General features: G+C 65.9%; 9 protein-coding genes. 3 read left to right on the top strand and 6 right to left on the bottom strand.

Annotation, left to right across the window (positions count from 1 at the left end):
• Positions 1-79: 79 nt before the first annotated feature.
• Positions 80-478, top strand: a complete 399-nt coding sequence (locus BACI71_RS02085) for a hypothetical protein (protein WP_159754422.1) — start codon at positions 80-82, stop codon at positions 476-478.
• Positions 479-708: 230 nt separating this feature from the next.
• Here the strand turns inward: BACI71_RS02085 and BACI71_RS02080 are convergent, their stop codons facing one another.
• From BACI71_RS02080 to BACI71_RS02055, 6 genes are all read right to left on the bottom strand, one after another.
• Entirely contained in the window at positions 709-1887 is a 1179-nt protein-coding gene (locus BACI71_RS02080; RefSeq protein ID WP_159754419.1) for a vWA domain-containing protein, read from the bottom strand.
• Positions 1887-2738: an AAA family ATPase gene (locus tag BACI71_RS02075; protein ID WP_159754416.1), complete on the bottom strand. Its 852-nt coding sequence runs from the start codon at positions 2736-2738 to the stop codon at positions 1887-1889. The genes BACI71_RS02080 and BACI71_RS02075 overlap by 1 nt, the downstream gene beginning before the upstream one ends.
• Before the next feature lie 71 nt (positions 2739-2809).
• The gene (locus tag BACI71_RS02070) at positions 2810-3469 is read right to left on the bottom strand and encodes a DUF6975 family protein (RefSeq protein ID WP_236552774.1); all 660 of its coding nucleotides are present in this window, start codon (positions 3467-3469) and stop codon (positions 2810-2812) included.
• A gap of 188 nt (positions 3470-3657) precedes the next feature.
• Positions 3658-5685 carry an RNA polymerase sigma factor RpoD gene (gene rpoD / locus BACI71_RS02065; protein ID WP_159754413.1) on the bottom strand — a complete coding sequence of 676 codons (2028 nt, stop codon included), beginning with the start codon at positions 5683-5685 and terminating at the stop codon, positions 3658-3660.
• A complete protein-coding gene (gene dnaG, locus BACI71_RS02060; protein WP_159754410.1) occupies positions 5685-7580 on the bottom strand; it encodes a DNA primase in 1896 nt (631 codons plus the stop codon). The genes rpoD and dnaG overlap by 1 nt, the downstream gene beginning before the upstream one ends.
• 254 nt (positions 7581-7834) lie before the next feature.
• Positions 7835-8287, bottom strand: a complete 453-nt coding sequence (locus tag BACI71_RS02055) for a GatB/YqeY domain-containing protein (protein ID WP_159754407.1) — start codon at positions 8285-8287, stop codon at positions 7835-7837.
• 95 nt (positions 8288-8382) lie between these two features.
• Between BACI71_RS02055 and carA the strand changes: the two genes are divergently transcribed.
• The gene (gene carA / locus BACI71_RS02050; protein WP_159754404.1) at positions 8383-9579 is read left to right on the top strand and encodes a glutamine-hydrolyzing carbamoyl-phosphate synthase small subunit; all 1197 of its coding nucleotides are present in this window, start codon (positions 8383-8385) and stop codon (positions 9577-9579) included.
• Positions 9580-9886: 307 nt separating this feature from the next.
• Positions 9887-13231 (top strand): carbamoyl-phosphate synthase large subunit, encoded by a 3345-nt coding sequence (carB, locus tag BACI71_RS02045; protein WP_159754401.1) that lies wholly within the window; start codon positions 9887-9889, stop codon positions 13229-13231.
• Positions 13232-13283: the final 52 nt, after the last annotated feature.

The following is a 13283-nucleotide window of genomic DNA, read 5'->3' as shown; positions in this document are numbered from 1 at the left end:
TCATCGGCTTGCTTCAGATCAGCCGTGGATCGACATGGCGTCAGCGCTGGTTCAGCGAGCGTGTGTCAGGAAGGTGTCCATGAAAAACTTGATCGTCGCCGCGGCGTTGGTCGCCGCCATCGCCGCCCCCGCTCAGGCCGCGCGATCCAGCCCGGATGCTGATCTCGCCAGACTGCTCAAGGGGCGGGTGGCGGAGGCGCCGGTGCGCTGCATTCCGGTGAGCCCGACCGACGGCAATTCGGTGCAGATCATCTCGGAGCGTGCGCTCGCGTGGCGGATCGGCTCGCGCATTTATGTCAACGTGCCGCAGGCGCGTGCCGAGACGCTCGATGACGACGATATCCTGATTACCGAGCCATTCGGCGGGCAGTTGTGCCGCAACGATCAGGTGCGTCCGCTTAACCGCGGGTCGCGTATTCCTAAGGCGTCGCTGCTGCTCGGCAACTTCACTCCCTATGTGCGCAGCCGCGCCAGATAGGCGCTGCGCTGTCGTGGATCAGGCAGCGCGACGAACGTCGGTGTCGTTGACCGCTTCGGCGCGCGCGCGAGCTTGATTGCGGTACTGGGCGATCAGGTAAACGAGATAGAGCATCACGGCCTCACAGAATGGTGGTTTGCTGCGGTGCAGCGTGTGCCAGCCATTTGGTGAAGGAAGCGTGATGCAGCAATTGCAACCTGCGCGATGATGGGTGCGCGAGGCGCAACCGTTCAGCGCTTGCGGGTCAACTCGCGCATCGCCGCATCCAGCCCGTCGAGCGTGAGCGGATACATGCGCCCGCCCATCAGCTCGCGCATCAGGCCGACCGAGGCGGTATAGTTCCAGTGCGCCTCGGGCAGCGGGTTGAGCCACGCGGCCGCAGGGTAGGTGGCGGTCAGTCGCTGCATCCACACCGCGCCGGGCTCGTCGTTCATATATTCGACCGACCCGCCCGGCTGGGTGATCTCGTAGGGGCTCATCGACGCATCGCCGACCAGCACCAGTTTGTGATCGTGCCCGAAGCGATGGAGCACATCCCAGAGTGGCGTCCGTTCCTGAAAGCGGCGGCGATTGTCCTTCCACACGCCTTCGTACGGGCAATTGTGAAAATAGAAGAATTGGAGGTGCCGGAACTCGGCGGTAGCGGCGGAGAACAGATCCTCGCATAGCTGAATATACGGGTCCATCGACCCGCCGACATCGAGGAAGAGCAACAGCTTGACCGCGTTGCGCCGCTCAGGCCGCATCGCGACATCGAGCCAGCCGCGCCGCGCGGTGCCGGCGATCGTCGCGTCGATGTCCAGCTCGTCGGCCGCGCCTTCGCGTGCGAAGCGGCGCAAGCGGCGCAGTGCGACCTTGATGTTGCGCGTCCCCAGCTCACGGCTGTTGTCGAGGTCCCGAAACTCGCGCTGGTCCCACACCTTGATCGCGCGGCGGTGGCGCGACTCGCCGCCGATCCGCACGCCGGCGGGATTGTAGCCACCGTTGCCGAACGGGCTGGTGCCGCCGGTGCCGACCCATCTCGACCCACCCTGATGCCGGGCGTGCTGCTCCTCCAGCCGCTGGCGGAGCGTGTCCATGATCTCGTCCCACGAGCCGAGCGCCGCGATCTTCGCCATCTCCTCGGGCGTCAGATAGCGTTCGGCGATCGCCTTCAGCCATTCGTCGGGGATCGCCGCGCCGGCTTCGGCGAAGCTCGTCTCCAGCCCGTTGAACACCTGTGCGAACACGCGATCGAAGCGGTCGTACAGCCCCTCGTCCTTGACGTAGATCGCGCGCGACAGATGGTAGAATTGCTCCGGGCTACGCTCGATCACCTCGGCCTGTAACGCCTCGAGCAGCAGCAGATGCTCCTTCATCCCCGCCGGAATGCCGGCGGCACGCAACTGGTCGAGGAAGCCGAGGAACATCAGCCGCGCTGACCCCGGCGGGCCATGAACGCAAGCCGCTCGAACAGCATCACGTCCTGCTCGTTCTTCAGCAATGCGCCGTGCAGCGGCGGGATCGCCTTGGTCGGGTCGCGGTTCTGGAGCACGTCGAGCGGCATGTCCTCGTGGAGCAGCAGCCTGAGCCAGTCGAGCAACTCGCTGGTCGAGGGCTTCTTCTTGAGCCCGGGCACCTCGCGCACCTCGTAGAAGATATCGAGCGCGCGGCCGACCAGCAGTTTCTGGATGCCGGGGAAATGCACGTCGACGATCGCCTGCATCGTCTCGCGATCGGGGAAGCGGATATAGTGGAAGAAGCAGCGGCGCAGGAAGGGGTCGGGCAGCTCCTTTTCGTTGTTCGAGGTGATGACGACGATCGGGCGCTGGACGGCGCGCACCGTCTCGCCGGTTTCGTAGACGTGGAACTCCATCCGATCGAGTTCCTGAAGCAAGTCGTTCGGGAATTCGATGTCGGCCTTGTCGATCTCGTCGATCAGCAGCACCGGCGGGGTGGGGCGGGTGAACGCTTCCCACAATTTGCCGCGGCGGATGTAATTGGCGATGTCGTGGACGCGCGGATCGCCCAACTGCCCGTCGCGCAGCCGGGCAACCGCATCATATTCGTAAAGGCCTTGTTGCGCCTTGGTCGTCGACTTGACGTTCCACTCGATCAGCTCGGCATTGACCGCGCGTGCGATCTCCTGCGCGAGCACGGTCTTGCCGGTGCCAGGCTCGCCCTTGACCAGCAGCGGGCGGCGCAACGTTACTGCCGCGTTGACCGCGACTTTCAAGTCCTCCGTCGCGACATAATCCTGCGTGCCGTCGAAGCGCTGCATCACCCATCCCGTCCTTCATCGAAGATCGGGTATGGAATAGCGGCCACGATCGGGCGTGCAATGGGGAAGCGTTACATCGCTTGGCGCGCGGCGGCGCGAGCCTCCAGCAACTGCCATAACCCGCGATGTTGGGCGAGCATTTGCTGCGCGCCGAACGCCATCGCGCGTTCGACAGACGCGCTCGCCTCGATCACCTTGAGCAAGGCGAGCGCCCTGCTGGCGGCGGCGGTGAACGGATCGCCGACCGGCAACGCCATGCGCCGCGCGCAACTGTCCAGCACGGCGCGCACCGCGACCCAGTCGAGCACGAAGGCGAGCGCGGTGCCGGTCGCGCAGCCGGCGCGGTCGGAGCGAGACAGCATTTCCAGGGCGTTGCGCTGATTCAGGATTGCGGTCTGCGAGGCGGCCTGACCGGGGGTCGAGGGCAGCGGACCGACAGCGGCGGTCAAGCGGACGAGCAGCGCGCGTTCGGCGCTGATCGCCCCGGCCGCCTGCACCAGCCAGTCACGCGCGAACGGATCGGCGCAGCCGTTGCTGGCATGGTCGACGATCCCCGGAAAGGCGCCGTGCAGGACGCATAGCGCGTGGACGGCATCGGCGATGTCGCGCAGCGTGGCATTGGGCTGCGTCAAGGCACGCGCCTGCGGCGCCGCAGCGGTGCCGTCACTGGCGACCATCGCGAGGATCGTGCCGGCGCAGCCTTGAGGCCGCTTTTCGATGGCGATGGTCACGCTTTCCTCCGCTCGGTGGCGCCCTCCGCGCCAGCAGCGGCACGGCGGTCGGGAGTTAGCGTTAGCGTGGGGATGTAAAGGGGCGGTTTACGGCGCGCGGACGTGGGCCGTTCAATTGCGATTGCTGACCCGGATCGATGATCGCGGTCGGCGCGGAGAGCGGGACGATCCCCGCTCTCCGCCATCATTTACTGGTCGAGGAAGCTGCGCATCTTGCGGCTGCGCGACGGATGCTTGAGCTTGCGCAATGCCTTGGCCTCGATCTGGCGGATACGCTCACGCGTAACCGAGAATTGCTGCCCGACCTCTTCAAGCGTGTGATCGGTGTTCATCCCGATCCCGAACCGCATCCGCAGCACGCGCTCCTCGCGCGGGGTGAGCGAGGCGAGGACGCGGGTGACCGTCTCCTTCAGGTTCGCCTGGATCGCGGCGTCGACCGGGATCACCGCATTCTTGTCCTCGATGAAGTCGCCGAGATGGCTGTCTTCCTCGTCGCCGATCGGCGTTTCGAGGCTGATCGGCTCCTTGGCGATCTTCATCACCTTGCGGACCTTCTCCAGCGGCATCGAGAGGCGCTCGGCCATCTCCTCCGGTGTCGGCTCGCGGCCCTGCTCGTGCAGGAACTGGCGGCTGGTGCGCACCAGCTTGTTGATCGTCTCGATCATATGGACCGGGATGCGGATCGTGCGCGCCTGATCCGCGATCGAGCGCGTGATCGCCTGACGGATCCACCACGTCGCATAGGTCGAGAACTTGTAGCCGCGACGATACTCAAACTTGTCGACCGCCTTCATCAGCCCGATGTTGCCCTCCTGGATCAGATCCAGGAACTGCAACCCGCGGTTGGTGTACTTCTTGGCGATCGAGATCACGAGCCGCAGGTTCGCCTCGACCATCTCCTTCTTGGCGATGCGCGCCTCGCGCTCCGCCTTCTGGACCATGTTGACGATGCGGCGGAACTCGCTGAGCGCCATGCCGGTCTGCTGCGAAATCTCGCTGATCTCGGTACGGATGCGATCGACCGCCGCGACCTCGTTGGTCGCGAACGCCGTCCACTTCTTGTCGAGTCCGGTGACCGAGGGGATGAAGCCCTCGTCCAGCTCGTGCCCCATGTAGCGCTCGAGGAAATCCTTGCGGTTGACCTTGTGGCGCTCGGCCAGCCGCAGCATCTGCCCGCCCAGCGTCGTCAGCCGGCGGTTGTAGCTGTAGAGCTGGTCGACCAGATATTCGATCTTGGTCTGGTGGAACTGGACGCTCTCGACCTCGGCGGTGAGGTCCTCGCGCAGCTTCTGGTACTTGCGTTCCTCGGCCGTCGACAGCTCGATCCCGCCGCTCATCGCCTCCAGCCGGCTCTCCTGCATCTTGGAGAACTTGCGGTAGATGGCAGTGATGTTGGCGAACTTCTCCAGCGCCTGCGGCTTGAGCGTTTCCTCCATCTGCGCGAGGCTGAGGGTATTATCCTCCTCTTCCTCGTCGGACGGCCGCGGCGTACGACGCTCGGTCATGTCGTCATCGTCGTCGGCGGGCGCTTCCTCGGGCTCTTCCTCTTCCTTGAACTGCGGCCCGGCGTTCGAGGCGCTGATCTCCCCCGAATCGTCCTCGGCGCCCTCGACCTGCTCGGCCGACGGACCCTTGGAGAGCATCGCATCGAGATCGACGATCTCGCGCAGCTGCATCGTGCCTTCGTTGAGCGCGGTCGACCAGTCGATGATCGCGTTGAAGGTGATCGGGCTTTCGCACAGCCCCAGGATCATCGTGTCGCGACCCGCCTCGATGCGCTTGGCGATGGCGATCTCGCCCTCGCGCGACAGCAGCTCGACGGCTCCCATCTCGCGCAGGTACATGCGGACGGGATCGTCGGTGCGATCGATCGTCTCTTTCTTCTTCTCGACCGCGGGGGCAGAGCCGTCGGCTTCGCCGTCGACGGCTTCCTGCTCGTCGTCGTCGGCGCGCTCCTCGGTCTCGCCGTCCTCGCCCGCTTCCTCGTTCTCGACGATGTTGACGCCCATCTCGTTGAGCGCCGACATGACGTCCTCGAGCTGGTCGGAAGACATCTGATCCTGCGGGAGCGCTTCGTTGAGCTGGTCGTAAGTGATGTAGCCGCGCTTCTTGGCGCGGGCGATCAGCTTCTTGATGTTCGCGTCATTCAGGTCGATCAGCGGAGCATCGGCCACTTCCGCGCTTTCGTCAGCACCGCCACCGTTCATCTTCGCCATCAATCGTCCTCGGGTCCAAGCGCGCGGGCGTCTTCGTTTGCCTGCACCAGATTTGCAAGCCGCTCGTCGAGCGCGCGCTGTTCGTTCACCAATGCCACCTGTCGTTCGAACGCCTCAGCGGTGAAATGCGTCTGCATCGCCGAGGTTGCCTCGGCGAGCGCTGCATCCACCTCCGGCCGCGCGATCAGCACTGCGATCGCCTCGTCGAGGTCCTCGCGCGCCTGCTTTTCGTCGCTGCCGGCCTGGCTGAACGAATAGGGCATCGTATCGGCTCGCAGGAGATCGTGGGCGATCGCCTCGAAACCGGACCGCGCCAATATGGTGACGAGCCCGCCGCTATCAAGCGGTTCGGCGCGGCGGTCCTCCAGCGCAACGTCGACCACCGCCTCGAACAACCGGCCGAGCGCGCCATCGGCGAGCTTGAGGCTGCCCAGCACCTCCATGTGCCGCGCGATCTCCGCGGGATGGCGGATCAGCCCGGCGAGCACCGCCTTGGCCAGCACCCGGTCGATATTGCCGGCGGCACCGACCTTCTTGGCGTCCTCGGTGACCGGCGGCGACGGCGGAGACCATTTCTGGCCGGACTTGCGCTGCCCCATCGGGTAGAAGGGCTGGCGCTGCTGAAACGGCTGTCGCTGGCGCGCGAAGCGCTCGTCGAAGCGGTTCCGGAATTCGGCCTTGTATTCCGACTTCACCGACGGGTCGGCGATCAATTCGGCGAGATCGTTCAGCCGCTTCTTCAGGCCGGCGCGCTGCTCCGGCGTGTCGAGCGGTTCGGCGGCGAGTTCGTGCTTCCACAGGCGATCGACCAGCGGCTCCGCCTCGCGCACCAGCGCCTCGAAGCCCTGTGCGCCCTTGGCACGCATCAGATCGTCGGGGTCCTGCCCCTCCGGCAGTGTCGCGAAGCCGAGGCTGCGGCCGGGCGCCAGCATCGGCAGCGCGCGGTGCGCGGCGCGGATCGCGGCCTTCTGCCCCGGCTTGTCGCCATCGAAGCACAGCATCGGCACGTCGACCACCCGCCACAGCCGTTCGAGCTGCTGCTCGGTCAGCGCGGTGCCGAGCGGGGCGACGGTCTCGCCGATCCCGCCCTGCGCCAGCGCAATCGCGTCCATATAGCCCTCGACCACGAACAGCCGCGCGGTCTTGCGCGCGGCGGGCAGCGCGCGATCGAGGTTGTAGAGCGTGCGGCCCTTGTCGAAGAGCGGGGTGTCGGGCGAGTTGAGGTATTTGGGCTCGCCCTCGCCGATGATCCGCCCGCCGAACGCGATCACGCGCCCGCGCGGATCGCGGATCGGGATCATCAAGCGGCCACGGAAGCGGTCATAGGGCTCCTTGCCCTCGACCTGGATCAGCAGCCCGGCCTCGACGAGCATGTCGTCGCCGAAGTCCTTGAGCGCGGTACGCAGCCGGCCGCGCGCATCGGGGGCGTAGCCGAAGCCGAACGCCTTGCGCGTCGCGTCCTTGATCCCGCGCCGGTCGAGCAACGCGCGCGCCTCCGCGCCGTCGATCCCGCCGAGTTGCTGGGTGAACCAGTCGGCGGCGGCCTGCATCACGTCGTGGAGCGACTTCGCCTTCTCGGCGCGCTCCGCGGCGCGGGCGTCGGGGGCAGGAACCTCCATGCCGGCGGCGGCGGCGAGTTCCTTGACCGCATCCATGAACGGCAGGCCCTGATGATCGGTCAGCCAGCGAATCGCGTCGCCGTGCGCCGAGCAGCCGAAGCAGTGATAGAAGCCCTTGTCGTCGTTGACGTAGAAGCTGGGCGTCTTCTCGTTGTGGAACGGGCAGCAGCCCTTCGACTCGCGGCCGGCGCGCGTGAGCTTCACCGTCTTGCCGACGAGCGCGGTCAGCGAGGTGCGTGCGCGAAGCTCATCGAGGAAGGCGGGGGTCAAACTCACCTTCGCATTATACCGGCCCTTATGGCTGATCCGCGGAGAGTCGGCAACGGCTGTTCGGTTTCAGGCCGGAAGTTAAGAAGATCTGGTTCACGCGGAGGCGCGGAGGCGCAGAGAGGTCACGCTGCACGCCAGCGCGTCTCCCCTTGCTACGATGAGACTTGAGGAGCCGCCAAGGCGGCTCGGATCGACGCGGCAGCCGCCACCTCTCTGCGCCTCCGCGCCTCTGCGCGAACCAACCTTCTTCTTCTACCGGATCAGGCCAAAGCCGCCTTCACCAGCCCGCTCGCCTTGCTCATGTCGAGCGTCGTGGCATGGCGCGCCTTCAGCTCGGTCATCACGCGGCCCATGTCCTTCATGCCGCTCGCCCCGAGGTCGGCCTTGATCGACTCGATCGCCGCCTTCGTCTCGTCCTCGCTCATCTGCGCTGGCAGGAAGCGCTCGATCACCGCGACCTCGGCGGCCTCCGCCGCCGCCAGTTCGGCGCGGCCGCCCTGTTCGTACATCGCGATCGATTCGCGGCGCTGCTTCACCATTTTCTGCAGGACCTCGATCACCAGCGCGTCGTCGTCGCTCGGCGCGGTGCCGGTGCGCGCCTCAATGTCGCGATTCTTGATCGCCGCCTGAATCAAGCTGATAGCGCCGCGCGCTTCCTTGTCGCCGGCCTTCATCGCCGCGATCTGCGCTGCCTTGATGTCGTCGCGAATCATCTACTCGTCCTTAACAGATTGACGCATCGCCGATGCGTCTCTAGCGGGCGGGGCTTAGCGACATTGCCGACCCTTTCAAGGAGTGCCCGCCCATCATGGCCGAGCCAGAGTTTCCGCACGCCCCCATGCCCGAAGGCGCCACCGGCGTCCTCGTTCTGGCCAATGGAGAGGTCGCATGGGGGCGCGGCTTCGGGGCGGAGGGCGCCGCCGTCGGCGAGGTGTGCTTCCACACCGCAATGACCGGCTATCAGGAAATCATGACCGACCCGTCGTTCGCCGGGCAGATCATCACCTTCACCTTCCCGCATATCGGCAACGTCGGCGCCAACCCCGACGACGTCGAGGCGGACAACCCGCACGCACTGGGCATGATCGTCCGCGAGGACCCGACCGCGCCAAGCAATTTCCGCGCGATGGAAAATCTCGACGGCTGGATGAAGCGCCACACGCGCATCGGGCTGGCCGGCGTCGACACGCGTGCGCTGACGCGGCGCATCCGCTCGGGCGGGGCGCCTAACGGCGTGGTCGCGCATTCGCCGACGGGGGAGTTCGACCTCGACGCCCTGCTCCAGATGGCGCGCGGCTGGCCGGGGCTGGAGGGGATGGATCTCGCCAAGGACGTGACCCGCGCGACGCACGGGACGTGGGCGGGCGGCATCTGGAAGCTCGGTTTCGGGTTCGATGTTGGCGAAGGTGCCGCAGAAACGGCTCAAGGCAACGCACGGCCACATGTCGTTGCGATCGACTATGGCAGCAAGTTCAACATATTCCGGAACATTGTTCAGGCCGGCGCGAAGGTATCGGTCGTACCGGCGAATGCGACGTTCGACGAGGTCATGGCGCTCAACCCGGACGGCATCTTCCTGTCGAACGGCCCCGGCGATCCTGCGGCGACCGGCGAATACGCGGTGCCGGTGATCCGGCAATTGCTCGACACCGGCAAGCCGCTGTTCGGCATCTGCCTCGGGCACCAGTTGTTGGCGCTGGCGGTCGGGGCGCGGACGACGAAGATGTTCCAGGGGCATCGCGGCGCGAACCATCCGGTCAAGCGCGTCGACGACGGCGCGGTCGAGATCACCAGCATGAACCACGGCTTCGCAGTCGAGCGCGGATCGCTGCCCGCGAACGCGCGCGAGACGCATGTTTCGCTGTTCGACGGATCGAATGCGGGGCTCGAGCTGACCGACCGGCCGGCGTTCTCGGTGCAGTACCACCCCGAGGCGAGCCCGGGGCCGCAAGACAGTTTGTACCTGTTCGAGCGGTTTGTCCGCTCGGTCGCGGGTCTGGCGTGATCGCACTTCCGCCTGCCTTGATCGAGCGATGCGTCGACGCGGGATCCGCGGCTGCCGAGCAGGCGCAGGCCATTCAAGACATTGCGGGGTCTACGCCCGCGGTAGAGCCTGTTGTCGCAAAGATACATGCGGCGAAGTGGCAGGTAGTTTCCGATGAGATGCGGAACGGAGAACGTCACGTGCTCTTCCAGTATCTGCCCGAAACCACCTACCGTGAAATCGCGGATTTCATTTACTCGGCCCAGCAAGCCGGCCTGAAGCTGACGGGTCGTTTCGACCCCCCGATCTGTGGGACTAGAGAGAGATAATGCCCAAACGCACCGACATCTCGTCCATCCTCGTCATCGGCGCCGGCCCGATCATCATCGGGCAGGCGTGCGAATTCGATTATTCGGGCACGCAGGCGATCAAGGCGCTCAAGGAAGAGGGCTATCGCATCGTCCTGGTCAATTCGAACCCGGCGACGATCATGACCGATCCCGAGCTGGCCGACGCGACCTATGTTGAGCCGATCACGCCGGAAGTTGTCGCACGCATCATCGAACGTGAGCGTCCGGACGCGGTTCTTCCCACCATGGGGGGGCAAACCGCGCTCAATACTGCCCTTGCACTGTTCCGCGACGGCACGCTGGAGAAGTTCGGGGTAACGATGATCGGCGCCGATGCCGATGCGATCGACAAGGCCGAGGACCGGCTGAAGTTCCGCGACGCGATGGACAAGATCGGGCTGGAAAGCGCGCGCAGCCATATCGCGCATACCGAGAAGGAAGCGCTGGAAGGGCTGGAGAAGGTCGGGCTGCCCGCGATCATCCGCCCGAGCTTCACGCTCGGCGGCACCGGCGGCGGCATCGCGTACAATCGCGAGGAATTCATCGAGATCGTCCGCAAGGGGCTCGACGCCTCGCCGACCACCGAGGTGCTGATCGAGGAATCGCTGCTCGGCTGGAAGGAATATGAGATGGAGGTGGTCCGCGACCGTGCGGACAATTGCATCATCATCTGCTCGATCGAGAATGTCGATCCGATGGGCGTCCATACGGGCGACTCGATCACGGTCGCGCCGGCGCTGACGCTGACCGACAAGGAATATCAGATCATGCGCAACGCCAGCATCGCGGTGCTGCGCGAGATCGGCGTCGAGACCGGCGGATCGAACGTGCAGTTCGCGGTCAATCCGAAGGACGGCCGCCTGATCGTGATCGAGATGAACCCGCGCGTGTCGCGTTCGTCGGCGCTGGCATCGAAGGCGACCGGCTTCCCGATCGCCAAGGTCGCCGCCAAGCTGGCGGTCGGCTACACGCTCGACGAGATCGAGAACGACATCACCGGCGCGACCCCGGCGTCGTTCGAGCCGACGATCGACTATGTCGTCACCAAGATCCCGCGCTTCGCGTTCGAGAAGTTCAAGGGCGCCGAGGCGGTGCTGGGGACCGCGATGAAGTCGGTCGGCGAGGTGATGGCGATCGGCCGCAACATTCACGAGTCGATGCAGAAGGCGCTGCGCGGGCTGGAGACCGGCCTGTCGGGCTTCAACCATGTCGAGCGGCTGGTCGGCGCCCCGCGCGCCGAGATCGAGGCGGCGCTCGCGTCGCCGACACCCGACCGGCTGCTGGTCGCGGCGCAGGCGCTGCGCGAGGGCTTCACCGTCGCTGAGGTGAATGCGATCGCCAAATACGATCCGTGGTTCCTCGAACGGATCGCGGAGATCGTCGCCGCCGAGAACGAAGTGATGAAGGACGGGCTGCCGATCGACGCGGCGGGGATGCGCCGGCTGAAGGCGATGGGCTTCTCCGACAAAAGGCTGGCGTGGCTGGCGCTGCAATCGGCGAATCTGCGCGGCATGGAGCGCGGGATCGCGCGCGGCTCTGGGCTGATCCACGAGGCGGTCAAGGCGATGACCGGCGGCGTCACCGAGGACGAGGTGCGCGCGCATCGCCTGAAGCTGGGCGTGCGTCCGGTCTTCAAGCGGATTGACACCTGCGCCGCCGAGTTCGACGCCAAGACGCCGTACATGTACTCGACCTATGAAGCGCCGTCGTTCGGCGAGCCCGAGAACGAGGCGCAGCCGTCGGATCGCCGCAAGATCGTGATCCTGGGCGGCGGGCCGAACCGGATCGGGCAGGGGATCGAATTCGATTATTGCTGCTGCCACGCCTGCTTCGCGCTGGCGGATGCGGGCTATGAGACGATCATGGTCAATTGCAATCCGGAGACGGTCAGCACCGACTATGACACGTCGGACCGGCTGTATTTCGAGCCGCTGACCGCCGAGGACGTGCTGGAGATCCTGCACGTCGAACAGTCGAAGGGCGAGCTGGTCGGGGTGATCGTGCAGTTCGGCGGGCAGACCCCGCTGAACCTCGCGCGCGCGCTGGAGAAGGCGGGGATCCCGATCCTCGGCACCAGCCCCGATGCGATCGATCTGGCCGAGGACCGCGAGCGGTTCGCGGCCATGGTCAACCGGCTCAAGCTGCTCCAGCCGTCGAACGGCATCGCGCGCAGCCGCGCCGAGGCGCTGAACGTCGCCAATCGCATCGGCTATCCGGTGTTGATGCGCCCGAGCTATGTGCTGGGCGGGCGCGCGATGGAGATCGTCGACAGCGACCAGCAGCTTGAGGACTATATCCAGACGGCGGTGCAGGTGTCGGGCGACGCGCCGGTGCTGATCGACCAGTATCTGCGCGATGCGATCGAGGTCGATGTCGACGCGATCTGCGATGGCGAGGACGTGGTGGTCGCGGGCGTGCTCCAGCATATCGAGGAGGCCGGGGTCCATTCGGGCGACAGCGCCTGCTCGATTCCGCCGTACTCGCTGCCCGCCGAGATCATCGCCGAGATCGAGCGGCAGACCGAGGCGCTGGCGCGCGGGTTGAGCGTCGTCGGGCTGATGAACATCCAGTTCGCGGTCAAGGACGGGCAGGTGTACCTCATCGAGGTCAACCCGCGCGCCAGCCGCACGGTGCCATTCGTCGCCAAGGCGATCGGGGCGCCGATCGCCAAGATCGCCAGCCGCGTGATGGCGGGCGAGAAGCTGCGCGACCTGCCGAAGATCAACCGCGACATCGATTATTTCGCGGTGAAGGAAGCGGTGTTCCCGTTCGCGCGCTTCCCGGGGATCGACCCGGTGCTGTCGCCGGAGATGAAGAGCACCGGCGAGGTGATGGGCATCTCGCCCGATTTCACCACCGCCTTCGCCAAGTCGCAGCTTGGCGCCGGTACCGTCCTGCCGACCAGCGGCGCGGTGTTCGTCAGCGTCAAGGCTGGCGACAAGGATCTGATCGTTCCTGCGGTGCGGGCGCTGGTCGACGCGGGCTTCACGATCGTGGCGACGACCGGCACCGCCGATCACCTGTCGCGTGCCGGTCTGCCGGTCGAGACGGTAAACAAGGTCGCGCAGGGGCGGCCGCATATCGTCGACCGGATCAAGGACGGCGCGATCGCGTTGATCTTCAACACCACCGAGGGCTGGCAGAGCCTGAAGGACTCGCAGCCGATCCGCGCCTCGGCGGTCAACGGCAAGGTGCCGTACTTCACCACCGCCTCGGCGGCGGTGCAGGCGGCACAGGCAATCCATGCCGCGGTCAAGGGCGATGGTGCAAGCAACCTTGAAGTACGGCCGTTGCAATCCTATTATTCGCAGCCGCACGACTGATCCCCGGACATATGTGCTGATGTAGGGGGCGGCCTTCGCAGGGAGAGGGCCG

The organism is Sphingomonas sp. 8AM (assembly GCF_902506455.1).
Lineage (GTDB): Bacteria > Pseudomonadota > Alphaproteobacteria > Sphingomonadales > Sphingomonadaceae > Sphingomonas.
Note: the sequence above shows the minus strand (reverse complement) of the source record. Positions and strands in the feature narration are given on the sequence as shown.

Excerpts from the sequence above, each read along its gene's own strand:
- BACI71_RS02085 (WP_159754422.1), top strand. The coding sequence starts at position 80 with ATGAAAAACTTGATCGTCGCCGCGGCGTTGGTCGCCGCCATCGCCGCC.
- BACI71_RS02080 (WP_159754419.1), bottom strand. The coding sequence starts at position 1,887 with ATGTTCCTCGGCTTCCTCGACCAGTTGCGTGCCGCCGGCATTCCGGCG.
- BACI71_RS02075 (WP_159754416.1), bottom strand. The coding sequence starts at position 2,738 with ATGCAGCGCTTCGACGGCACGCAGGATTATGTCGCGACGGAGGACTTG.
- rpoD (WP_159754413.1), bottom strand. The coding sequence starts at position 5,685 with ATGGCGAAGATGAACGGTGGCGGTGCTGACGAAAGCGCGGAAGTGGCC.
- BACI71_RS02055 (WP_159754407.1), bottom strand. The coding sequence starts at position 8,287 with ATGATTCGCGACGACATCAAGGCAGCGCAGATCGCGGCGATGAAGGCC.
- carA (WP_159754404.1), top strand. The coding sequence starts at position 8,383 with ATGGCCGAGCCAGAGTTTCCGCACGCCCCCATGCCCGAAGGCGCCACC.
- carB (WP_159754401.1), top strand. The coding sequence starts at position 9,887 with ATGCCCAAACGCACCGACATCTCGTCCATCCTCGTCATCGGCGCCGGC.